We start from the raw sequence: 21,141 nt of genomic DNA, 5'->3' as shown, positions 1-21,141 counted from the left end.
CTATTTTGAGAGGTGATTTTTATGGAGCGAATTGGTCCAATTATGATACTGGAAGGTCCAAATTATAGCAAAGTTCCTTTTTCAAGAAGTCTTTATATAGATTGTCCTGAAAAAGTGTTAATCGATAGTGGGGCCGATGCCGATCAACTGTTAGAACTTGATAGGGAATATGGTGTAGAGCTAATCATTAACACCCACTACCACCCTGACCATACTCTCCATAATCATTTGTTTAGGGATGCTACAAAACTAATTAATCCCATTGAGTACGAGACCTCATTAACGATTGAGGGGGTAGCAAGTGTCAATGGCGTTTATCAAGAATGGGGCAAGGAAGGCGTCGAGCAGTGGAAAAAGACCCTTCCACAAGAATGGGTTAAAAACCTTGGCGAGATTTCGGGAACCTATGAATATGAAACAACCTATTTATTTGGGGACGTAAAAGTACAATTTCTACATACCCCTGGGCATACGATGGGCTTATCTTGCCCTTATTTTCCTGAATTGGGTGTGGTTTTCGCTGGGGATTATGACATGACGTCTTTTGGTCCGTGGTATAACGGCAGTGATGGAAATATTGAGGATTTCATTGCTTCTGGTAAACGATTACTTTCCCTTGATGCCGATACATATATAACCGGGCATCAAAAAGGAATTTTCAATAAACAAGAGTTTTATCAAGCCATGGAAACATTCCTTGCCATCATCGACAGAAGAGACCAGGTAATTGATCAATATATAAAACAGGGCATGAACTTTGAGGAATTAACAAATATCGGTATTTTTTATCCAAAGAAAATGCTGCAAAACTCGATCCTTAAAACTTGGGAACGCGGAGGAATTCGAAAGCATCTGCACCGCCTAGGCTATACAGTTGTGGAGTCTTCTCTCGAGCTAGTCAGTAAAAAATAACAGGATGGTGTCAGGCACCATCCTGTTATTCAATCCTCTATTCATAATAATACATGAGAGCTATTGTACCAGGACCGGTGTGTGTACTAATAGTTGGACCGGTATAATCAATTTGAACATCCTGGAATCCAGTTAAATCGAAGATGCTCTCTTTTACTTTTACTGCAAGTTCATGGGCACCAGAATGGACTAGACCAACACCACGAATCGTTTTCCCCTTCACATCTTCCGCAAACTGCTTGGCCAAAAATTTAACGACCTGAGAATGGCTGCGAACCTTTGTAACCGGAGTATATTCTGCCCCTTCAAGTGACGCAATCGGTTTGATATTTAATAGAGAGCCAATGAATGCCTTTCCTTTTCCGATTCTACCACCCTTAACGAGATTTTCTAATGTATCAACCATGATATATAGTTTGGTATGTTCCTGGATTGTTTCTAATCGGGATAAGATTTCATTCATTTCTTTCCCTTGCTCAGCCATAAAAGCAGCTTCCTTCACTTGAAAAGCTAGAGCGGTAGAAATAAACTTTGAATCGACTACTGTTACCTTGGTATCTGTCATTTGTGCTGCACTTTCAGCTGAACGCACTGTACCGCTCATTTTCCCTGTCATATGTATGGATAATACTTCATAGCCTTCATTCCCAAGTTCATCGTAAACCTCTAGAAAAACACCAGCCGCAGGTTGGGAACTTTTAGGTAATTCTTTTGCTTTGCTCATTTTATCAATAAATTCAGCCGGCTCTATATCCACCCGGTCTAAATAGGTTTCATCATTTATCGTAACGGATAAAGGAACTACAATAATACCTAGTTGTTTAGCCATTTCTTGTGAGATATCTAAGGTTGAATCGGTTACAATTTTAATTTTACTCATTCGGTCACATCCCTACACTTACTGTTTAGTATTATACAGGTTTCAACTATTGAAAGAAACCAAAACTGGACCTAATTTACTATTAATCATTGTTTTCATAAATTTCTGTAAAAATAAAAGAGCACCGTTTCCGATGCTCGAATGAAATTATGCATTATTCTTTAATTCTCCGACTTTGAATAGTTGCTCATAGTCTGGCCATTTCATGACCTTTTTCAAGTAATCTTTAAAGGAGTAGCATCTCTTAGGTTTGCTTTCCTGATTAATGGACGTTAAAAACGTCTGTAAACGGACTTGGATCATAAATTTATAAGTACTATCTTCCTCCAATACAGGAATTTCCATGACTTTAACCTTCTGTCCAACAACATTTTTGAACTCTAGGCTTTTGAATAACAAAATATCAATCCTCTTTTTCACCCGTTTGACTATATTATACACCTTTTCCGCCTCGAAAAGTGTCTAATTCTGCTTACTAAAGAAAAATATTTGTGAATGATTACAGCAAATAACAGGACCTTTTTAATGTCCTGTTTTTAGTCGAATGATTTGAATTTGTAAGATTTTATTTTGGCATTTAATTGTGGGTTTTCTTGAAAATCATCGTTTTTAATAAGGAATAGTCGTGGCTTACTTTGTTTACGTGTTTCTGCGTCTTGAAGAGTGGTATGGGTAAGATTGTTGTTACAGGATGGGCAAGTCCACGGACCGGTATCACAACTGCTGAAAGATGGTTTGTGGCATTTTGGACAGGTTTTTTTATACATAGGAGACAACTCCTGTTCTTTGGATTACTATACTAATAGTTATGTATTTTAATTCTAAAAATAGACCTTGATTACAAATTTCACAAATCAAGGTCTATTTATGCACGTCTTTCAATCTTTCTTCGTCTTAACATCATGGAAAATTGAAAAATGGAACCAGTTAAAACTATAACTGCCCCAGCTACTAAAATGTTGAACATATTTGTTCCTGTTTCAGGTAGCTTAGGACCATCTGCTGGTAAAACACCACCGAGGGTACCTTCAACATACAATTTAATTTGAAAATTGGTACTTAACCCTTGGAATCCATTACCTAAATCCAATGGTACCTTAATTAAAAATTGTAACTTTTCACTCTGTTTACTTTTTAAAATTCTTGATGATAATTTGTTAAATTCAAATAATTTACCTTCATAAATAATGCCGGCATTATCTTTAATAGTAAAATCTAGTTTATTAAAAAACTCTTGTGATCCGGAAAGATATTTGCTTGAAGCAGTATAGTTAAAATCCTGTGTTCCATTATTTTTAATAATTAAATCACGGGTTACGGAATCTCCTGGTTTAATGTTTGTTAAATCAAATAGAACCTTACCAGGGTTTGTCGTTAAGTCAATTTCATTGTTGTATAATTTTCCATAAGCAGTTAAAGGAGTTACAAACAAGAGAAATACTGATAATAGGAGAATTATCTTTCTCATAAAATACCTCGTATCTTTCAAAATTTTTATAGAGAAGGTGGAAAAACCCACCTTCTCTATTACACTTTGTTAATTTAGTTCTGAGTTCCTGGTTCAACAACTTCGTCATTATTTTTAAATGTACGAAGGTCGTTACCATTTGCATCATTTTTAATTGATCTTGGATTTGGATCAGATGATCCATCAGCAGATCCTTGTACACCATTGTTTACAGCACCGTTACCGTTAGAGCTGTCAAGCGATCTTCCATCCCACTGAGTTGCTTCTAAGTTAAAGAAGAAGTTGGCACTGTCATTTTGGAATTTATTTTGAACGTATTCACCAAATTGGCTACCGTTAACTCTTCTGTTATCTTCTTTAAACTTAATTACAAACATTACGTTATCATGGTCAGCTGGAGTTACAGGAATACCTCTGTAAGCTTCCTGACCTGCTGGAACTGTAAGTGGAGCTAAATTGATACGTTTAGTACCATCAGTAGCTAAATACTCAGGTTTAATTTTAGCTTCATAAGCTGTTGAACCTTGAACTAAATCAGCCAAAGTTAAAGTTTGGTTAGGTTTAACTACACTTGCTCTTGGTTCAAATAAACCAGAAGTATTTTCTGAGTCTACAGAAAATGCATTGATTTCAAACTGAGAAAGGTAATCCATAAATTCAGCATTATCTGTAGAAGCAGCACCATTATCCATAAAGTTACTTGCTGTGGTATTTAGCAAAACTTCTTTAATGGCTAAGGATCCATTATTATTCAATGTAAATACCCGTTTAACACTATCCCCTGGCTTCATGTTACTTAAGTCAAAGTTTGCAGCAGCATTTACTTTTCCAACAACTAAATCTAAGGTACCTGCAGCAAAATGATTGTTAATTGTTGCAGTGTCGTTGAATGCTGCCCATGTTCCTCCACCGATTAATGATAAACCTAGTGCTGCTGATGCTACTCCCAAACCTAATTTCTTTTTAATAGACATTCTTTCTTCCTCCTTGGTTTCTCCCCCGTTTTTTCGAGGTATGTAGTTTTATATTGAATCCCTACGTTTCCATAAGGAATGCAACCATTGTTATGCAGTTTTTTCAGTTTCTCTCTTAGGCTTATCCAGTTCTTTTAAGGCCTTAAGGATGGTTAGCGCTGAATAAATTAGTAACAGCACACCTGGTGTAATTAGCAAAGTAGCCATTCCTTTACTTGATTTAGCAAAATCTAATAAATAACCTAGGAATGGAATAGTGACTCCCGTGTATTTTGCAACGACATTTTGTGCCATAACAGGATTCACATCTGCATCTTCGTTGTTATCACCTTTTGTTTGGTAAATTACCTGATCACCCTGTTTTATTACCTTAATTATTCTGTGAGTTACGATTGTTTGATCCTGCTGCATAAAAGTTATGACGTCTTTTTCTTTTAAATTTGTTGTATCACTAAGAGGCTTTACAGCTATAATTGAACCCGTTTTAAATGTTGGTTCCATTGATCCTGATAGTACTGTTTTTAATTGATAACCCAATAAATTTGGTTCACCACCTGAAGCCTTTGACGAAACTACTACAAAAATCATAAAGATCAATAGCAGGAATAGGAGCCCTGTTATTAAATTGCTAGTAATCTTCCAAACTTTTTTCGCTGTCATATAAACACCACCAATTTATTTTTCGTTATTATTTTCACTTGTATCTTTACTGGTAGTAACATAAATTGTTACTCCTTTAGATTCTTTCCCAGAACTATCAACTGTAGTAATTTTGTAACTATATTTTGTTGAAGGTAATAATCCTTCACCTACATAAGAACCTTCTTTTAAGTTATCTCCAACTGGGGTTTTATCGCGATTTCGATATATTTTCACAAATGTATCATTATTTAATATGTTAGGATTTGACCATGTTAACGTAACTGATGTACTCGTATGAGTTTCATTTATATTGGTAACCTCTGTACAAGGAGCGTTAGTATGGTCATCACAGCCACCTTTATTATGACCTGGGTTATCTGGATCGGTGTGCTCACCGGTATCCTCATCTGGGGTGTCAGGGCCATTTCCAACTCCTGCATTATCTTTACAATATTTGTGCCAAAAGTCTGTTCCTTTTTTTACATCTTTACAAAAATCCTCAGAAACACTAATTGTTCCGCTTATTTTTTCGACATCATTAAAGTAAGCACCCGTATCAGTTGTAAGATATGAACCTGTTAGGATTAGAAGATACCAAATGGCGACAATCTTAGCTGCAAGTAACAGCTTTTTACTTCTCTTCTTAAATTTCTTCAAACGTGTTTGTCGAATGGTATTCCCTCCCTCATTCGTTCTATTTAATGAATGAAGCTTCTTATGTAGAGTAGGAAGAACGAAGTTGGTGATTTTTTTTAGCATGTTCATCAACTTCCTTATAAAATTCATTTCGTTTGTTATAACGAACTTGTAAGTTGAGTATATGACAAATTTCCTATATTGAAAAATCCCATATTCCTCCAAATTTTCTTAATAAAGAACGTTTTTGTAGGTTTTTCTCGTTATATCTCTCGTTTTCTCAATATTTTGTATTTTATAAAGAATCTATTGTTCTTTATAATGTATACATACAACTAGATTAATAGTGGATTATAGTAGAAAGGGTTTGACGCTATGATAGGAAGAAAGATTAAGGAGATGAGGCAAAAGAGAGGATATTCTTTAAGTGAGTTAGCCAAGCAGGCAGATGTTTCGAAAAGTTATTTAAGCCAGATCGAAAGGGGATTTCAATCCAATCCTTCTCTTCAGTTTTTACAAAAGATTTCTATACCATTGGGAACAAATATTGATTATTTTATTGGTGAAAGTCTTGCTCAAAAAGAGGTTCATATTGATCTAGATGATGAGTGGAAATCATTGATAAAAAAAGCGCTCGAAAATGGTTTAAAAAAAGAAGACTTCCGAGAGTATCTTAATTATATAAAGTTTCAAACTTGGATAAAGGAACAAAAAAAATAATATTTAGCCCACATTCTCAATTGGAATGTGGGCCTTTTTTAGCATATTCTCGGAAACATCGTTCCTGATAATCTAGTTAATAATCTTTTGGAGCCTAAGGGGGTTTCTAATAATAATTGTCCTTTTCTTTTACCCATAATCGAACCAATGACTACAGCATCCTGACCCTCAGAGAATTCTCGTAAAATATCTATCACTTTCTCCTTTTCTTGATCGGCAACGATAAGAATGGCTTTTCCTTCATTGGCCAGATACAGCGGATCGAAGCCTAGTAAATCACAGACCCCGTGTACTTCTTCTTTTACGGGAAGGTCCAGTTCATTAATTTTCATCGTCAAATGAAAGTCTTCAGCAATCTCAACGAGTGTGGTGGCTAGACCACCTCTGGTAGGATCCCGCATAATTCGTACACCTGAAGTAGAGTTAAGAACTTCCGCTAACATAGTATTTAGGCTCGCACAGTCACTATTTACGGGCGATGATATACCTAACTCTCCTCTCGCAGCCAATACAGCGATGCCATGATCTCCAATCGTGCCTGACACAATAATAGCATCGCCTTCTTCAAATTCAAGGCTACAACCTTTGTTAGGCTCATAGATTCCTATCCCAGTTGTATTAATATAGACTCCATCAGCGCTACCGCGTTCCACTACCTTCGTATCCCCTGCAACAATGGAAACTCCTGTCCTACGTGCTTCACTCGCCATGTCACTGACTATTTTTTTTAATTCAGAAATAGAGAACCCTTCCTCAATCACAAATCCGCAGGTTAGATATATAGGTTTTGCTCCACTAACAGCTAAATCATTAACCGTTCCTGCTACCGCTAATTTTCCGATAGAGCCACCCGGGAAGAAAATAGGCTTAATAACAAACGAGTCTGTTGTCACAGCAATTTTGCCAATTGGTATGTCCACCGAGGCTGCATCAAATAATGCCGAATTCCCATCACCAAATGCTTCAATGAAGACTTCCTTGATTAAACGGTGGCTTAACTCACCGCCGTCACCATGTGCCAGGCTGATAAATTGATCCATTAAAAGCTCTCCCTCATGTATTGATAAAAAGCCGCACAACTTCCTTCTGCAGAAACCATACACGGACCGATTGGCTTCATCGGGTTACAGGCTTTACCAAAAAGCGGACACTCATTTGGCGTAATTAATCCACGAATGACTTCACCGCAGCGACATTTCGTTTTTCTTGGTTCGCCAACCTCTACCGTAAACCTCTTTTTCGCGTTATATTTATCGTATTCAGGTTTTAAGTCCAGCCCGCTGTTAGGAATAACCCCTATTCCCCTCCAGGCTTCGTCACACTTGATTAAGTATTGATCCATCCACTGTTGAATCACTTGATTTCCCGTTTTACTAACAATAGAAGGGTGGTTATTGATTATGGCTGTTTCTTCTTTTAATGCCAAATCAATGCTTTTGTAAATTCCAAACAGCAATTCTGCCGTTTCAAAACCAGTAATCACACCTGAAATATGATATTCATCAACTAAATACTGATATGATTCTTCACCTAATACAATCGAAACATGTCCTGGCAGCAAAAATCCATCCAAATGAACTTCACCAGCATCAAGCAAGTAGCGGAGAACTGGTTCCACTAGTTTAGTAGTCATCCAAATCGAAAAATTCTCAATTCCGCGTTTTTCCGCTTCTCCCACCATTAATGTGAGGATAGGAATCGTTGTTTCAAAGCCTACTCCAAGAAAAATAACTTGTTTATCCGGATTGTCTTCGGCTACCTTCACCGCATCTACAGGCGAATAAAGAACACGAATATCCTTACCGGCAATCTTCGAATCCAATAATGTTTTATTTGAGCCAGGAACTCTCATCATGTCACCGAAGGTACAGATGATTCGGTTTTCGCCTTCTGCTAGAGCGATCATGGCATCAATTGAACGTTGATCCGTGACACACACAGGACAGCCTGGTCCGGAAATAAGGTTGACCTCATCCTTTAGACATGGCTTCACTCCTGTTCTTGCTAGAGACATGGTGTGCGAGCCGCATACCTCCATGAAAGCAGGCATGCGTCCAAATTTCCGCTGAAATTCCTTAGCTTTTTCGATAACGGCCTCCACAAGTGGCTTACAGACCTCCGGATTATTGGACTGTTTCAGAATCTCGAGCATTGACAAGTTTCCTCCACTCCTCCACACTCTGTCTTGCATATGTTTCATCGACAATACTCATGGCCTGACCAGCATGTACGATGACATAATCTCCAAGCTCCAATTCGGGAACAAATATCGTTCCAACGGTTGTCTGCGAACCCATGACATCTACGACTGCACTGTATTCCATTTTCTTCACTACTCTAGCCGGTACACCTACACACATTGCAAAGCACTCCTTTTTGCCTTGGCAACCGCTAATTGCCCATATGATAAACCACCGTCATTGCACGGAACCTGCTCTGGTACGAATACAGTAAACCCTCTTTCTATCAATTCTGAAGTCAATCTCTTCCTTATGAACCGATTATGGAAGCTGCCACCTGAAAGGACAACTTGTTTATTAGCATTGGAGGTTGTAACAAGCAGCTTCTCCACTACTTCTACCGTCGCCTGTACGACTGTTTCATGAAATCTTCCACTAATAAGCGAAACGTCTCTTTCTGCTAAAACTTCCAGTGCAATCTCTTTCAACATTTTTGAAAAATCAATGGTTAGTACATCCCGTTCAACGAAGTCAAATAAATAAGGCTCAAAACTGTTGTTTTCATCAGCTAATTCTGCTAATTGAATGGCTGCTTCCCCGACATAACTTGATATTTTAGTCACTCCACATAAAGCACTAACAGCATCAAAGAGTCTACCGCACGTGCCAGCGTAAACCGTATTTATATTACGATCAATCATCTTTTTTAAGGTATCAATCTCTGCTTTTTTATCAGTAAAGATCGTTTTTGCTAACGTTTCCCCCTCCGCACCAAGCAGTGAAATAAGCATGGCCACTGCATTTCTCCACGGCTCACGAATACACTTTTCACCTCCTGGAAGGGGGGTATAGTGTAAATGGGCCATTCGTTTAAAACTTAGAGCATCACCATAGAGAACCTCAAAGCCCCAAATGTTTCCATCGAGACCATAACCGGTTCCATCTAAAATGATTCCATATGCCTCACCCTTAACTTGGTGCTCTTCCATACATGCTGCCATATGTGCGTGATGATGTTGAACTTCCATTACTTCCTCAAATGGATATTCTTTTACTAGCTTCTGAATGTGATAGCCAGGATGGGCATCGATCACAGCCAGTTTTTTAGGAATATCAATCCACTTTAGAAGATGATCTAATTCTTGTTTGTAATGATTAATTGTTTCGATGTTTTCTAATTCACCAATATGCGGACCGACAAAAATTTGCTCATTTCGACCAATCGTAAAAGTGGTCTTTTGTTGACCGCCAAAAGTGACGATTCCAGTCACATCTTGGTTTGTCGTAAAAGGATCTGGAACGTATCCTCTTGACCTGCGCAGAAAGTCGAGCTTTCCGTCATTGAATTGGACCACTGAATCATCGACCGGATGAAGAATTTCCCGATTATGTACAAGATAATAATCAGCTATTCCCTCCAAGTATCGAAAGGCTTCCTCATCTTTGTATAGGATGGGCATTCCAGATGGATTGGCACTAGTCATTACGAGAGAAGCGAGTTCAGGATCAGTAAATAACAAGTGATGAAGTGGTGTATACGGAAGCATCACTCCAATCGTACTCATGCGTGGTGCGACACTTTCAGCCAACTGGTACCGTTCATTTTTCTTCAACACGACAATAGGTGCTTCTGGGCTTTTCAAAAGATCACATTCAGCCTCATTCAACTTTGCCAGATGTTCTACTTCTGACATCGATGCAACCATAATCGCCAGCGGACGTAAAGGACGTTTTTTCCGTCTTCGCAATTCCGCTACCGCCTTCTCGTTACTTGCATCACAGCAAAGATGATAGCCTCCTATCCCTTTAATGGCTACTATCCTTCCTTCTTTTAAAAGCGTCACTGTTTCTACCAATGGATTCTCTATCTCTTCTTGCTATCCACTTTGGTCAAGTAACCATACTCTAGGGCCGCACTTTGGACAAGCAATCGGCTGCGCATGATGCCTCCGGTTCGTTGGATCTTCATATTCCCTCCGACAATCCTCACACATAGGAAAGTCCTTCATAGAAGTATAGGGCCGGTCATATGGTAACTCGTTAATGATTGTGTAACGAGGGCCGCATTGGGTGCAGTTAATGAACGGATATTGGTAGCGAAAATCATTCGGATCATTCATTTCATTGAGACAATCGTCACAAACTGCTGAATCAATTGGAATAACAAGCATAGATGTCCCACTGCGTTCACTTGGGATAATCGTAAAGTCTGCTATGTTTTGCGCTACTGTTCCTTCTACTAAAATCTCATTTATTATTGATAGTCGTGGTGCGTTATTTTTAAATGCAAATAGAAATGCCTTAATATGACCGGCGTCTCCTTCAAGATAAATTTTCACCCCATCCATATTATTTTGGACGGTCCCACTCAACTGATATTTCTCGGCTAGCTGAAAAACGAACGGTCTAAAACCAACTCCCTGCACTCTGCCACGGACGGCAATTTTTACTGCAGTACGCATCGCTCGTATGCTCCTTCAATCCAAGAAAACCATTCATGCAGTCCTTCATTTGTCCGGGCTGAGAGAGAAATCAATATTGATTCCGGGTTTATTTCCGATAAATCTTTTCTTGCTTCCTCCACACTAAAGTCCAAATAAGGGAGTAAATCAATTTTATTTAAAAGCACAAGTTCTGTTCTCATAAACATTTGTGGGTACTTTGGTATTTTGTCGTTACCTTCTGGTACACTTAAAACCGCCACTTTATGATGCTGTCCTAAGTCGTAGCCAGATGGGCAAACGAGATTACCAACATTTTCAATAAAGAGAATATCAATTTCATCTAAATCAAATTCACCTAGAGTTGCCGCAACCATACGTGCATCTAGGTGACAGCCACCATGGGTGTTAATTTGGACAGCTTTTGCACCCATTGCACGAATTCGATCCGCATCTCTTTCCGTTGCCAGATCTCCTTCGATAACGGCGATCCGAAAGTTTTCAGATAATGCTCTGACTGTTTCCTCTAATAATGTGGTCTTCCCTGCTCCAGGAGAACTCATTAAATTAATGACCAACGTTTTGGTATTGTGGAATAGCTCTCGATTGAATTCAGCAGCCTTATTGTTATTTGTTAATACGTCCGTCCTTAATGTAACCTTCATTGTGCATGACTCCCTTCGTATGATAATACCTGAAACGTTTCCCCACTTAGTACCTTTCCAGAAGGGACGAGGCAATTTGGACAAAGAGCAATTTTTTGGTCTGGTTTATATTCCATGCCACAAATGACACAACTGGCTTTTGCCTCTTCAAGATGTATAACAAGCTCAGCTTTATCCGAGAAAAGATGAAGATTTTGATCTCTGAGAATATCAAAAGCCATCTGTAAGGCATCTGGCATGGCATTTGTGATTTCTCCGACAATCAATTCCACCTTTCCAATTTTTTGAATCCCCTTTTCGAATGCATCCTCCTGCACCAGCTGAAGAATATCTCCCATCAATGACATTTCATGCATGGCTACCACCCGATTTCTTCTCATACTTCTGAAACCCAATATAATAGATATCTTCCTTCCGTTTTATTGGATAGGAAGCAAGCTGTAACTCACCTGACTGTGTCTTAAAATTGTATTCTTTTTGACAATTCAAACATTTCCCACTTGAATATAGTGTTGTTAGAATAATAATATTCGAACATACAGGACACACTCCATCCATTGCCTGCATGTTCGTTCCATTCCGAATAACTATTACGGGTTTCCCACCTATAAACTTCAATTCTAGCTCCGAAAAAAGTTCACTTTCTTTAATAAATGGAATCCATCTAATCCCAAGAGCGCGATCTGCTGCTGACTCTACTTTTTCCAAATCCTCACTAATAAAAGGCTCATAAACAGATTTCACCGTTTGGAAAAGGCTGCTGCCCATCTCCTTTAAGAAATCACCCCGTCTCATGAAACATTTCTCCAGTTATGCACCTGCTCAATCACGGCATTTGCCAGTTCACCCAGTTTTTTTCGGTTTGTTTCTGTTAACTCTACTCCTAATTCAAGTGACGTTGGCTGCATGCCGAACATGACAATTTGTTTAGGATAACGTTCCCTCATTTTTGCCGCTAACAATACCTCTTGGAAGCCTAATTGGTGAATGGACATCTTGATTCCAAAATAAGTAGGAATTTCCTCCCCAACAAGTGAGATAATTGTGCCACCCTCTTTCCCGGCATTGATGGCATCAATAATGATAAGATTTTCGGCTTCCTCCACTGGCCCCAGAAGTCTCATGCCATCAGTTAAACCCTCAATAATTTCGATATGATCAACTTCCTTTAATGCTTCCTCTAATAAAGGCAAAAGGTGGATGCCAACACCCTCGTCAGAGAAGAGGGTGTTGCCAATTCCTAAAATTGTAATCTTTGATTCTACCTTTCTATTTGTCATCCTTTTCACCTACTGATTTCTTCGTCGTTGTTTTGTAGCCTGTAATCATGGATGAGATGGATCCATTTCGCTCAAGATAGTCATCGCGGAAAGCCATATATACATGTATAAGGGTAAATAACATAAAGCCCCATGCTGCTAGATGATGCCACGAGCGAAGCGTATAACTCTCGCCACCAAATAAATACGGCACCCAGACAAACAATTTTGCCCAAAAAGATTCTTGCTGCGGTTCAAAGTACATATAAAATCCTGTCAACATGACAATCCAGGAACCCAGTCCAATAAAAATCCAATAACTTAATTGTGCCAGCGGGTTATGCCCAACATAATGGGGCTTTTTATTTTTCAAAAATAAATAGAATTTAATTGTTTCAAAAACTTCCTTCCAAAATACCCATCTGAGTGGATTAGAGGTGGCAAACTTATTCCCTACAACAACCCAATACAAACGGAATAGAAGATTCACTACAAATAGGAAGGCAGCAAAAAAGTGAATATAGCGCATCCAACCCATCAGATTTGAAAAGTAGGCCTCTTCTGGGATACCAGCCGATGCAAACGGTTTACCAATGTAAATGCCCGTTCCCATTAATACAATGATGGCGAACATATTTAACCAGTGAAAAATCCTCACCGGTAATTCCCAAACATAGGCTCTGACTTCATTTTTAACTTCTTTATAGACAATTGGTCTTTCTGTGTGAAACGAATTCTCGCTGTTAATCACCGGTTTATCAGGGAACGGCCCCGGCGTTTGAGTCGGTAAGTTTGGCGCGGCCATTTGTTTCACTCCTAACCTAAACGAATTTCGGTCGTATTATTAGTTTCCAAATCGGTTAAGTGGACAGCACATGCAAGACAAGGGTCAAACGAATGGATAATCCTCATAATTTCTAATGGCTGCTCCTTATTCAACATCGGTGTTCCTTTAAGGGCTGCCTCATATGCCCCGATATTGTTTTTATGATCTCGAGGTGAGGCATTCCATGTGGAAGGTACAACGGCCTGGTAGTTATGTGTTTTCCCATCCTTGATATCAATCCAATGGCCAAGTGCGCCGCGTGGTGCTTCCATCCAGCCTACGCCTTTGGCACGTTCCGGCCACGTACTTGGTTCCCATTTTGTCCGATCAAAGGTCGTTTGGTTTCCGCTTTTCACATTTTTTAATAATTCATCCATGTCATTACGCAACCATCCGGAAATTAACACCGTTTCAAGTCCCCTGGCAACGGTACGTCCTAATGCTGATTGTAAGGCTGTGATTGGTAAATCCAGCTTTTTCAATGTTTCATCTACGATATTTACAATCTCTTCTTTTCCAGCTGCATAACCTACGATCATTCTTGCAAGTGGTCCTGTTTCCATTGGATGCTCTTTCCAGCGCGGTGCCTTTAGCCAGCTATACTGTTTGTCAGTATCCAATGTTTTAAACGGTGCTTTCGGTCCTGTGTAATTAAAAGTTGTTTCTCCTTCGAATGGATGCTTACCTTTTCCGCCTTCATTTCCATCGTAGGTATACCAGGAGTGGTCAATAAACTCCTGAACATGTTTAGGATCCTTTAAATCAACATCCAACACTTCATTCAAATTGCCATTTAAAACAATTCCTCTTGGCATGCGATATAGCTTTGTATCATAGATGTCTCCTGTAGAGAAATCTCCATAGCAAAGATAATTATTTAAGCCGCCGCCATACGTCCAATCCTTATAAAAGGAACCGATAGCGAGTAAATCAGGAATATATACTTGATTCACAAATTCCCGGGCTTGATCAATTAATTGTGATACATGCATGAGTCGTTCAGCATGGACTCCATTATCGCTATCAATATCGAGAGGAGTCGCCATTCCACCAACGACATAATGCGGATGAGGATTTTTGCCGCCAAAAATGGTATGAATTTTAACGATTTCCTTCTGCCAATCTAATGCTTCCAGGTAGTGAGCAACAGCCAATAGATTTACTTCAGGTGGAAGTTTATAGGCTTTGTGCCCCCAATAACCGTTTGCAAAAATACCTAATTGACCACTTTCAACTAGTTTTTTTACTTTGTTTTGCACATCTGTGAAGTATCCTGGCGATGACTTTGGCCAGCTTGAAATGGATTGAGCCAGCTTAGATGTCTCTGCGGGATTGGCACTGATTGCACTTACAACATCTACCCAATCCAATGCATGAAGGTGATAGAAATGGACGATATGGTCATGAACAAATAACGCTTCATTCATTATGTCTCTTATTAAATGGGCATTTCTCGGAATCTTTATTTTTAAGGCATCTTCAACAGAACGAATGGATGCCAATGCATGTACTGTCGTACAAACACCACAAATACGCTGCACATATGCCCAGACATCCCTTGGGTCTCGGTCCTTTACAATCAACTCAAGACCACGGACAGCTGTTCCTGAACTATACGCTTCCTTAATTACACCTTTTTCATCTACATCTACTTCTACACGAAGGTGACCTTCTATTCTTGTTATTGGGTCTACTACTATTCGTTCACTCATTCTTCCTCACCCCGTTTGTCGTCTCTCTTCTTCTTTATTACCGTTCCAGTTGCATGAACAGCAATACCAGCTGCTGTTAATCCAATGGCTGCTAACCCGACCTCATCAGGTTCAATTGTTGTTTGCGTTCCAGGTATTTTCGCTCTTCTTGTATAGAATGGGCCATTATCCCAGAAATCTTTTTCTGAACATCCAAAGCATGGGTTACCTGATTGAATCGGATAGCTAACCCCGCCATTCCAGCGCATTTCTGCACAAGAGTTATAAGTGGTTGGACCTTTACAGCCCACTTTATATAAACAATAACCTTGTTTAGCCCCTTCATCGTCGAACGATTCTACAAATAATCCCGCATCGAAATAGGCTCTTCTATTGCATTTGTCATGTATTCGGTGACGATAGAAAGCTTTTGGGCGTCCGAACTGATCCAATTCTGGTAATTTACTAAATGTAATAAAGTGAGCAATCACTCCCGTCATTACTTCTGAAATAGGCGGACATCCCGGTACGAGAATAATTGGGGTATCCTTTACAAAGCTTGTAACTGGCTTGGCACCCGTTGGATTTGGATGTGCAGCAGCAATTCCTCCCCATGACGAACATGAACCATAAGCGATTATCGCCTTTGCCCCTGCGGCCATTTCCAGGAAGGTTTCTTTTGCCGATTGTCCTGCAACAGTTAAGAACGCATCATCATCAGGGATACTTCCTTCAACAGCTAGAATGTACTCCCCTTTATAATCCTTTAATACTTGTTTCATGGAAGCTTCAACCTGATGCCCTGAAGCTGCTGAAAGCACTTCTGAATATTCCAGTGAAATCATTTCGAGTAAAACGCTTTCAGTCTTTGGTTGTGATGATCGTATGAAAGATTCGGAACAACCCGTGCAATCTTGAAATTGCAGCCATACAACTGGTACTCTTGATTTTGTTTCCATGGCTTTCACCACTTGATCAGACTGCGTGAATTCTAGACCTAATGTAGCAGCAAGCGCAGTACACATTTTTAGAAAGTCACGCCTGCTAAAGCCATGGTCGATCGCGGCTTCGTATACTGTTTTCTGTCTCTTCATCCGCTTTCCCCTCCACTTATCATGAAAATAAATAATAGTTGATTTCAAAGAAATTGTAGTATAACACTAGGCCATTCGTCTTGAATTTTCAAAAAAGTACACAAAGTATCCTTAACTGCATTTTTACAATATTTTCTTTTAATAAGTTGAGAATAATAGAAAATGCATCCAATAAAATGGTTATGTTACTGCAATATGATGATTTGATACACCTGTTGATTGGAGCGGAAGGTGCGAAGACTCCTACGGGAGTAGCGGTCACGGGAGACCCCGCAGGAGTGAGCGACGAGGAGGCTCCCGGAACGCCCGCGAACCGCTCGCTCCTGGAGTGGAAATCAACAGACAATTTATCAAAGCCAACAAAAAAAGACCTTAAGAGAATTCATCCCTTAAGGTCTTTACATTTTCCTATGCTTCTATTAATTCATCTTCCTTTTGTTTCTTTAACCGTTTTCGGTAAACAAATTTAGAAAGGTTAATACTAATTTCATAAAGCATTAACAGTGGCAGGGTTACAACAAAATCGGACATAAAGTCAGGAGGAGTAATTACCACAGCTATAATAATCAAAACAAAGTAGGCATACTTCCGTATCTTTGCCAATACAAACGGATTAATAATTCCAAGTGAGGTTAAAAACATAACAACAACCGGGAGTTCAAACAACACCCCAAATGGTAATGTCATATTCATAATAAAACTAAAATATCGATCAGCCGTGAAATTGGTAACAAACATATCACCGCCAATATTCACTAAGAATTTAAGAACCATTGGAAAAATAACAAAATACCCAAATGAAAGACCAATTAAAAATAAAAAGAATAAGGCTGGTACGTATGAAAGAGTGATTCTTCTTTCTACTGGTCTTAAAGCTGGTTTTACAAACAACCAGATTTGCAATGCTAGAACCGGTATCGTCCCAGCAACTGCTACAACAGTCGCTAACATAAAATAAATCCAAATAATGTCACTTGGTCCAAGTACCATTAATTTCACTTCTAGGTCGCGAACGAACCATTTATAAATATCATCCACATAAATAAAACCGATGGCAAAAAAGACGATAAAAGCGAGTGCGGAAATAATAATCCGCTTACGTAGTTCTTCCAAGTGGTCAACTAAATTTAATTCTTTATCTTCCATGTACTTCCCCTACCAATTTCAAAGGTTGAAAATGTTTCTTGTTCTGCATTTTATTTACAAGCTTTTTCATGTATTTATAGTTAAAATTCCGAGAAGAAAAGGTGCAAGACACGAAATCTTACACCTTATTTTGTCAAGTTTTTCTTTTCTTCGTCAATATCCTTCATTACATCGTCTGTAAGTTCACGTGTCGACTTTTTAAATTCCTTTAATGTTTGCCCAAACGCACGTCCAATTTCAGGAAGCTTCTTTGGTCCAAAAATGATTAGAGCAAGAGTTAAAATCAAAATTAGTCCGGGTACTCCGATATTTGAAAACATGGATTTACATCCCCTTCAAGTGTTGTATATTTCTACTATGATTATAGTATTGAAAAACCAGTTTGCGTTAAATATCCAACAAAATTCATAGTAAATTCACAAAATCGTGTAAAACTAACAGCAGAGTGATTTTTAGCATTTCCAACTTTGTTTTATAACACTATAGACAATTTAACAATTACCTCTATTGAAGTCAATGACCATTTTTATGATAGAATTTTTAAAATATTTTGACAACTATACTTTTTTTGCATATAATTTGAACCATAAGGACATATACTAAAGGAAATTATAAGGAATGGATGTGATGAGGATGGAATTTTCACTATGCAGTTTTGATGGAGCTCTCCCTGTTGAGGTAACCATTGATGATGACAATGGCAGATACACCATTCGAAAAAGTGATCGAAGTGGGGAATATTTTAATAGCTCAAATGAGTTAATTGCTTGGGTGAAAAAGCACTTTCATGAAGAAGAGTTTTGCCATCCACATGAATTTAGAGGTATGCTTGCGAAAATAGCCGATTACGAAGTGAATGGTTCCTATTTTTAATAGAGAAAAGAAAGCACCAGCAAAAATTGCTGATGCTTATTTTTTATGATTGAAACCTTCTAAACTTTCCTTTTATAGATTCTAAATTCATAATCATATGGGTTATTTTCATTTATTGGCCCTTTTTCGCGGGATGTAAGTTCCCACTGACTTAGGTCAAATGGAGGAAAGTATGTATCTCCTTCAAATGTTTCATGTATTAGCGTTATGTACAAGCAGTCAACATAGGGAAATGCCTCACGGAAAATTTCCGCTCCGCCAATGACAAATATCTCATCGTCCACACCTCGGCAATAGTTCACAAACTCCTCAACCGAGTAAAACATCGTACAGCCTTCGCTTTGGTAGCCTTCCTGACGGGTAATCACAATATTCTCCCTGCCTGGTAGGACACGACCTATGGACTCGTGCGTTTTTCTCCCCATTGCAATTGGATGACCCATCGTCACCTTTTTAAAAAATTTTAAGTCTTCCGGTAAATGCCAGGGTAACTGATTTTCTCTTCCAATCGTTCTATTTTCGTCCATTGCAACGATAAAAGAAATCATACACTGACAACTCCTTTGATGTGTGGATGAGCTTCATAACCCTCTAAAGTAAAATCATCATACTCAAATGAGAAAATATCCTTTACATTTGGATTAATTTTCAGAGTTGGTAGCCTCTTTGGCTCTCTTCCTAATTGGAGCTTGATTTGTTCTAGATGATTTTGATAAATATGAACATCTCCAAAGGTATGAATAAATTCACCGGGCTTTAAATCACACACTTGAGCAATCATATATGTTAAAAGTGCGTAGGAAGCAATATTGAATGGGACTCCAAGAAATACATCCGCTGAGCGTTGATATAACTGACAGGATAACTTTCCATCAGCAACATAAAATTGGAACATACAATGACACGGAGGTAATGCCATATGGTCGATTTCTGCGACATTCCAGGCATTGACCAATAGTCTTCTTGAGTTTGGATTTGTTTTTATCTGATGGATTAGCTCACTAATCTGATCCACTGTTTTTCCGTCTGCGCCTGTCCATGACCGCCATTGATGTCCATATACAGGTCCTAATTCACCAAATTCATCTGCCCATTCATTCCATATTCGTACCCCATTTTCCTGAAGGTAACGAACATTGGTATCGCCTTTTAAAAACCATAGCAATTCATAAATAATAGATTTTAGATGTAGTTTTTTTGTAGTTACTAGTGGAAATCCGTCCTCTAAATTAAATCTCATTTGATACCCAAACGTACTAACCGTTCCAGTCCCCGTTCGGTCCCCTTTTACGGTACCATTTTTTAATACATGCTCACATAACTCTAAATATTGCTTCACTTCGTACACTCCCCTTCCTGTCATTCATATTTTTTCATTTTAACATAAAAATTTTCCGGAAGTTTAATGAAGTTGGTCATTAAATAGAAATGTTTTCGGTGCATACCAAAGAAAAGAGGCTAGCACAATGCCCGCCTCTAGTTTTTATATTTATACTTCTAATCCAAAGTTTCTACAGAGGGCAGCCAAGCCTCCTGCAAAACCACTACCTACTGCATTGAATTTCCAATCACCATTGTGACGATAAAGCTCACAAATCACAACAGCAGTTTCAACAGAAAAATCTTCACCCAGGTCAAATCTTAGGATTTCACGGTTTGTTTCTTCGTCTACTACCCGAGCAAAGGCATTACTGACTTGACCAAAATTCTGGTTTCTCGCTTCAGCATCATGGATGGTTACAGTAATGGCAATCCGACTAATATGGGATGGAACCTTACTAAAATCAATCTTAATTTGCTCATCATCCCCGTCACCCTCACCCGTGCGGTTGTCGCCAGTATGTTCAACGGCACCTGAGGTATGCACCAAGTTATTGTAAAAAATAAAGTCCAGATCTTCCGTCACCCTGCTGTTGGCATCTGCTAAAAATGCCGATGCATCAAGATCAAAATCATTTCCGCCATGATAGCGATTTGTATCCCAGCCAAGACCGATGATGACCTTCGTTAATCCGGGATTTGTTTTCGTTAAGTCGATTCTTTGTCCTTTTGATAAATTAATTCCCAAACGTATCACCTCATTTTGACAATAATAACAAATTAACTATAAGAACGAACCACTTCAGAAAGGCTAGCTGCATTAGTACCACTGCCAATCGCAGCGAACTTCCAGTCATTTCCATGTCGGTATAGTTCACCTGTCACAAGACATGTTAATCCACTGTAATTGTCAGTTAGATTATAATGGATCAGTTCCTGGTTATTAGAAGGATTTACTACCCTAATGAATGCATTTTGAATCATTCCAAAATGCTGTTTTCTTTTCACACAGTCATAAATATTAACAACGAAAACAAGTTTCTGTATGTTTGACGGCACTCTACTTAAGTCAATCATTACCTGCTCGTCATCACCGTCTCCGTCCCCTGTTAAGTTGTCTCCTGAGTGTTGTACACTGCCGTCATTGCTTCGTAAATTACCAAAATAGATAACATCTTTATTATTTTGAAGCTTATCATTCGAACCAAGCATAATAACTGACGCATCACAGTCAACATTTGGAGCACTGCCGCCGCCGAACAAACCGCCAAACAAGCCGCCGCCCCCTCCGCTTTGAACTGGATCCCAACCTAATCCTACCAGGATTTTAGTAAGTCCTGGATTTCCTTTCGTTAAATCCACTCGCTGCCCTTTTTGTAAGTTAATAGCCATGTCATTCACCTCAAATTAGATT

The 21,141-nt window shown here is 38.8% G+C and carries 27 protein-coding genes; 3 read left to right on the top strand and 24 right to left on the bottom strand.

Going from position 1 to position 21,141, the window contains the following annotated elements; genetic code table 11:
* Positions 1-21: 21 nt before the first annotated feature.
* Positions 22-912 carry an MBL fold metallo-hydrolase gene (locus RCG25_RS09850; protein WP_308083490.1) on the top strand — a complete coding sequence of 297 codons (891 nt, stop codon included), beginning with the start codon at positions 22-24 and terminating at the stop codon, positions 910-912.
* 37 nt (positions 913-949) lie between these two features.
* Here the strand turns inward: RCG25_RS09850 and RCG25_RS09845 are convergent, their stop codons facing one another.
* The 6 genes from RCG25_RS09845 to RCG25_RS09820 form a co-directional block, all read right to left on the bottom strand.
* On the bottom strand, positions 950-1,792 hold the full coding sequence (locus tag RCG25_RS09845) for a DegV family protein (protein WP_308083489.1): 843 nt from the start codon (positions 1,790-1,792) through the stop codon (positions 950-952).
* 147 nt (positions 1,793-1,939) lie between these two features.
* Positions 1,940-2,191 (bottom strand): DUF2535 family protein, encoded by a 252-nt coding sequence (locus RCG25_RS09840; RefSeq protein WP_308083488.1) that lies wholly within the window; start codon positions 2,189-2,191, stop codon positions 1,940-1,942.
* A 466-nt stretch (positions 2,192-2,657) separates the two neighbouring features.
* Positions 2,658-3,260 (bottom strand): LPXTG cell wall anchor domain-containing protein, encoded by a 603-nt coding sequence (locus tag RCG25_RS09835; RefSeq protein ID WP_308083487.1) that lies wholly within the window; start codon positions 3,258-3,260, stop codon positions 2,658-2,660.
* A gap of 74 nt (positions 3,261-3,334) precedes the next feature.
* On the bottom strand, positions 3,335-4,234 hold the full coding sequence (locus RCG25_RS09830; protein ID WP_308083486.1) for a TasA family protein: 900 nt from the start codon (positions 4,232-4,234) through the stop codon (positions 3,335-3,337).
* A gap of 90 nt (positions 4,235-4,324) precedes the next feature.
* Positions 4,325-4,894 carry a signal peptidase I SipW gene (sipW, locus tag RCG25_RS09825; protein ID WP_308083485.1) on the bottom strand — a complete coding sequence of 190 codons (570 nt, stop codon included), beginning with the start codon at positions 4,892-4,894 and terminating at the stop codon, positions 4,325-4,327.
* 15 nt (positions 4,895-4,909) lie between these two features.
* Positions 4,910-5,635: a SipW-dependent-type signal peptide-containing protein gene (locus tag RCG25_RS09820; protein WP_308083484.1), complete on the bottom strand. Its 726-nt coding sequence runs from the start codon at positions 5,633-5,635 to the stop codon at positions 4,910-4,912.
* A gap of 252 nt (positions 5,636-5,887) precedes the next feature.
* On the opposite strand from RCG25_RS09820, the gene RCG25_RS09815 reads away from it, so the two are divergent.
* Positions 5,888-6,232 (top strand): helix-turn-helix domain-containing protein, encoded by a 345-nt coding sequence (locus RCG25_RS09815; protein WP_308083483.1) that lies wholly within the window; start codon positions 5,888-5,890, stop codon positions 6,230-6,232.
* Positions 6,233-6,270: 38 nt separating this feature from the next.
* Here RCG25_RS09815 and hypE read toward each other — a convergent pair whose 3' ends face one another.
* From hypE to RCG25_RS09750, 14 genes are all read right to left on the bottom strand, one after another.
* The gene (gene hypE, locus RCG25_RS09810; RefSeq protein ID WP_308083482.1) at positions 6,271-7,272 is read right to left on the bottom strand and encodes a hydrogenase expression/formation protein HypE; all 1,002 of its coding nucleotides are present in this window, start codon (positions 7,270-7,272) and stop codon (positions 6,271-6,273) included.
* The gene (gene hypD / locus RCG25_RS09805; RefSeq protein ID WP_308083481.1) at positions 7,272-8,384 is read right to left on the bottom strand and encodes a hydrogenase formation protein HypD; all 1,113 of its coding nucleotides are present in this window, start codon (positions 8,382-8,384) and stop codon (positions 7,272-7,274) included. Before hypD ends, hypE begins: the two co-directional genes overlap by 1 nt.
* Positions 8,356-8,592 carry a HypC/HybG/HupF family hydrogenase formation chaperone gene (locus RCG25_RS09800; protein WP_308083480.1) on the bottom strand — a complete coding sequence of 79 codons (237 nt, stop codon included), beginning with the start codon at positions 8,590-8,592 and terminating at the stop codon, positions 8,356-8,358. The genes hypD and RCG25_RS09800 overlap by 29 nt, the downstream gene beginning before the upstream one ends.
* A complete protein-coding gene (gene hypF / locus RCG25_RS09795; protein ID WP_374121067.1) occupies positions 8,583-10,280 on the bottom strand; it encodes a carbamoyltransferase HypF in 1,698 nt (565 codons plus the stop codon). The genes RCG25_RS09800 and hypF overlap by 10 nt, the downstream gene beginning before the upstream one ends.
* Before the next feature lie 9 nt (positions 10,281-10,289).
* Entirely contained in the window at positions 10,290-10,874 is a 585-nt protein-coding gene (locus RCG25_RS26065) for an acylphosphatase (protein ID WP_374121042.1), read from the bottom strand.
* Positions 10,859-11,518 carry a hydrogenase nickel incorporation protein HypB gene (gene hypB / locus RCG25_RS09790; protein WP_308083479.1) on the bottom strand — a complete coding sequence of 220 codons (660 nt, stop codon included), beginning with the start codon at positions 11,516-11,518 and terminating at the stop codon, positions 10,859-10,861. The genes RCG25_RS26065 and hypB overlap by 16 nt, the downstream gene beginning before the upstream one ends.
* Positions 11,515-11,874 carry a hydrogenase maturation nickel metallochaperone HypA/HybF gene (locus RCG25_RS09785; RefSeq protein ID WP_308083478.1) on the bottom strand — a complete coding sequence of 120 codons (360 nt, stop codon included), beginning with the start codon at positions 11,872-11,874 and terminating at the stop codon, positions 11,515-11,517. Before RCG25_RS09785 ends, hypB begins: the two co-directional genes overlap by 4 nt.
* The gene (locus RCG25_RS09780; protein WP_308083477.1) at positions 11,867-12,313 is read right to left on the bottom strand and encodes a hypothetical protein; all 447 of its coding nucleotides are present in this window, start codon (positions 12,311-12,313) and stop codon (positions 11,867-11,869) included. The genes RCG25_RS09785 and RCG25_RS09780 overlap by 8 nt, the downstream gene beginning before the upstream one ends.
* Positions 12,310-12,798 (bottom strand): HyaD/HybD family hydrogenase maturation endopeptidase, encoded by a 489-nt coding sequence (locus RCG25_RS09775; RefSeq protein ID WP_308083476.1) that lies wholly within the window; start codon positions 12,796-12,798, stop codon positions 12,310-12,312. The genes RCG25_RS09780 and RCG25_RS09775 overlap by 4 nt, the downstream gene beginning before the upstream one ends.
* Positions 12,788-13,582, bottom strand: coding sequence for a Ni/Fe-hydrogenase, b-type cytochrome subunit (gene cybH, locus RCG25_RS09770; protein WP_308083475.1), 795 nt, complete (start codon positions 13,580-13,582; stop codon positions 12,788-12,790). Before cybH ends, RCG25_RS09775 begins: the two co-directional genes overlap by 11 nt.
* 11 nt (positions 13,583-13,593) lie before the next feature.
* Positions 13,594-15,315 (bottom strand): nickel-dependent hydrogenase large subunit, encoded by a 1,722-nt coding sequence (locus RCG25_RS09765; protein ID WP_308083474.1) that lies wholly within the window; start codon positions 15,313-15,315, stop codon positions 13,594-13,596.
* Positions 15,312-16,388, bottom strand: coding sequence for a hydrogenase small subunit (locus tag RCG25_RS09760; protein WP_308083473.1), 1,077 nt, complete (start codon positions 16,386-16,388; stop codon positions 15,312-15,314). The genes RCG25_RS09765 and RCG25_RS09760 overlap by 4 nt, the downstream gene beginning before the upstream one ends.
* A 408-nt stretch (positions 16,389-16,796) precedes the next feature.
* A complete protein-coding gene (gene tatC, locus RCG25_RS09755; RefSeq protein WP_308083472.1) occupies positions 16,797-17,534 on the bottom strand; it encodes a twin-arginine translocase subunit TatC in 738 nt (245 codons plus the stop codon).
* A 125-nt stretch (positions 17,535-17,659) separates the two neighbouring features.
* Complete coding sequence (locus RCG25_RS09750; protein WP_066256906.1) at positions 17,660-17,854, bottom strand: twin-arginine translocase TatA/TatE family subunit; 195 nt, start codon at positions 17,852-17,854, stop codon at positions 17,660-17,662.
* A 313-nt stretch (positions 17,855-18,167) separates the two neighbouring features.
* Here RCG25_RS09750 and RCG25_RS09745 point away from each other — a divergent pair, with 313 nt between their 5' ends.
* Positions 18,168-18,407, top strand: coding sequence for a hypothetical protein (locus RCG25_RS09745; protein WP_308083471.1), 240 nt, complete (start codon positions 18,168-18,170; stop codon positions 18,405-18,407).
* Positions 18,408-18,466: 59 nt separating this feature from the next.
* Here RCG25_RS09745 and RCG25_RS09740 read toward each other — a convergent pair whose 3' ends face one another.
* The 4 genes from RCG25_RS09740 to RCG25_RS09725 form a co-directional block, all read right to left on the bottom strand.
* Entirely contained in the window at positions 18,467-18,955 is a 489-nt protein-coding gene (locus RCG25_RS09740; protein ID WP_308083470.1) for a dihydrofolate reductase, read from the bottom strand.
* A complete protein-coding gene (locus RCG25_RS09735; protein ID WP_308083469.1) occupies positions 18,952-19,746 on the bottom strand; it encodes a thymidylate synthase in 795 nt (264 codons plus the stop codon). The genes RCG25_RS09740 and RCG25_RS09735 overlap by 4 nt, the downstream gene beginning before the upstream one ends.
* A 150-nt stretch (positions 19,747-19,896) precedes the next feature.
* Positions 19,897-20,475 carry a TerD family protein gene (locus tag RCG25_RS09730; protein ID WP_308083468.1) on the bottom strand — a complete coding sequence of 193 codons (579 nt, stop codon included), beginning with the start codon at positions 20,473-20,475 and terminating at the stop codon, positions 19,897-19,899.
* Between the two features lie 32 nt (positions 20,476-20,507).
* The gene (locus tag RCG25_RS09725) at positions 20,508-21,119 is read right to left on the bottom strand and encodes a TerD family protein (protein WP_308083467.1); all 612 of its coding nucleotides are present in this window, start codon (positions 21,117-21,119) and stop codon (positions 20,508-20,510) included.
* Positions 21,120-21,141 lie beyond the last annotated feature (22 nt).

It is taken from the genome of Neobacillus sp. PS2-9 (assembly GCF_030915525.1).
Lineage (GTDB): Bacteria > Bacillota > Bacilli > Bacillales > Cytobacillaceae > Neobacillus.
Note: the sequence above shows the minus strand (reverse complement) of the source record. Positions and strands in the feature narration are given on the sequence as shown.

Coding starts and splice junctions, on each gene's coding strand:
- tatC (WP_308083472.1), bottom strand. CDS start 17,534: ATGGAAGATAAAGAATTAAATTTAGTTGACCACTTGGAAGAACTACGT.
- RCG25_RS09780 (WP_308083477.1), bottom strand. CDS start 12,313: ATGAGACGGGGTGATTTCTTAAAGGAGATGGGCAGCAGCCTTTTCCAA.
- RCG25_RS09845 (WP_308083489.1), bottom strand. CDS start 1,792: ATGAGTAAAATTAAAATTGTAACCGATTCAACCTTAGATATCTCACAA.
- RCG25_RS09745 (WP_308083471.1), top strand. CDS start 18,168: ATGGAATTTTCACTATGCAGTTTTGATGGAGCTCTCCCTGTTGAGGTA.
- hypE (WP_308083482.1), bottom strand. CDS start 7,272: ATGGATCAATTTATCAGCCTGGCACATGGTGACGGCGGTGAGTTAAGC.
- RCG25_RS09740 (WP_308083470.1), bottom strand. CDS start 18,955: ATGATTTCTTTTATCGTTGCAATGGACGAAAATAGAACGATTGGAAGA.
- sipW (WP_308083485.1), bottom strand. CDS start 4,894: ATGACAGCGAAAAAAGTTTGGAAGATTACTAGCAATTTAATAACAGGG.
- RCG25_RS09820 (WP_308083484.1), bottom strand. CDS start 5,635: ATGCTAAAAAAAATCACCAACTTCGTTCTTCCTACTCTACATAAGAAG.
- RCG25_RS09750 (WP_066256906.1), bottom strand. CDS start 17,854: ATGTTTTCAAATATCGGAGTACCCGGACTAATTTTGATTTTAACTCTT.
- RCG25_RS09850 (WP_308083490.1), top strand. CDS start 22: ATGGAGCGAATTGGTCCAATTATGATACTGGAAGGTCCAAATTATAGC.
- RCG25_RS09835 (WP_308083487.1), bottom strand. CDS start 3,260: ATGAGAAAGATAATTCTCCTATTATCAGTATTTCTCTTGTTTGTAACT.
- RCG25_RS09765 (WP_308083474.1), bottom strand. CDS start 15,315: ATGAGTGAACGAATAGTAGTAGACCCAATAACAAGAATAGAAGGTCAC.
- RCG25_RS09815 (WP_308083483.1), top strand. CDS start 5,888: ATGATAGGAAGAAAGATTAAGGAGATGAGGCAAAAGAGAGGATATTCT.
- hypB (WP_308083479.1), bottom strand. CDS start 11,518: ATGAAGGTTACATTAAGGACGGACGTATTAACAAATAACAATAAGGCT.
- RCG25_RS09775 (WP_308083476.1), bottom strand. CDS start 12,798: ATGACAAATAGAAAGGTAGAATCAAAGATTACAATTTTAGGAATTGGC.
- RCG25_RS09760 (WP_308083473.1), bottom strand. CDS start 16,388: ATGAAGAGACAGAAAACAGTATACGAAGCCGCGATCGACCATGGCTTT.
- RCG25_RS09830 (WP_308083486.1), bottom strand. CDS start 4,234: ATGTCTATTAAAAAGAAATTAGGTTTGGGAGTAGCATCAGCAGCACTA.
- cybH (WP_308083475.1), bottom strand. CDS start 13,582: ATGGCCGCGCCAAACTTACCGACTCAAACGCCGGGGCCGTTCCCTGAT.
- RCG25_RS26065 (WP_374121042.1), bottom strand. CDS start 10,874: ATGCGTACTGCAGTAAAAATTGCCGTCCGTGGCAGAGTGCAGGGAGTT.
- RCG25_RS09800 (WP_308083480.1), bottom strand. CDS start 8,592: ATGTGTGTAGGTGTACCGGCTAGAGTAGTGAAGAAAATGGAATACAGT.
- RCG25_RS09725 (WP_308083467.1), bottom strand. CDS start 21,119: ATGGCTATTAACTTACAAAAAGGGCAGCGAGTGGATTTAACGAAAGGA.
- hypD (WP_308083481.1), bottom strand. CDS start 8,384: ATGCTCGAGATTCTGAAACAGTCCAATAATCCGGAGGTCTGTAAGCCA.
- RCG25_RS09785 (WP_308083478.1), bottom strand. CDS start 11,874: ATGCATGAAATGTCATTGATGGGAGATATTCTTCAGCTGGTGCAGGAG.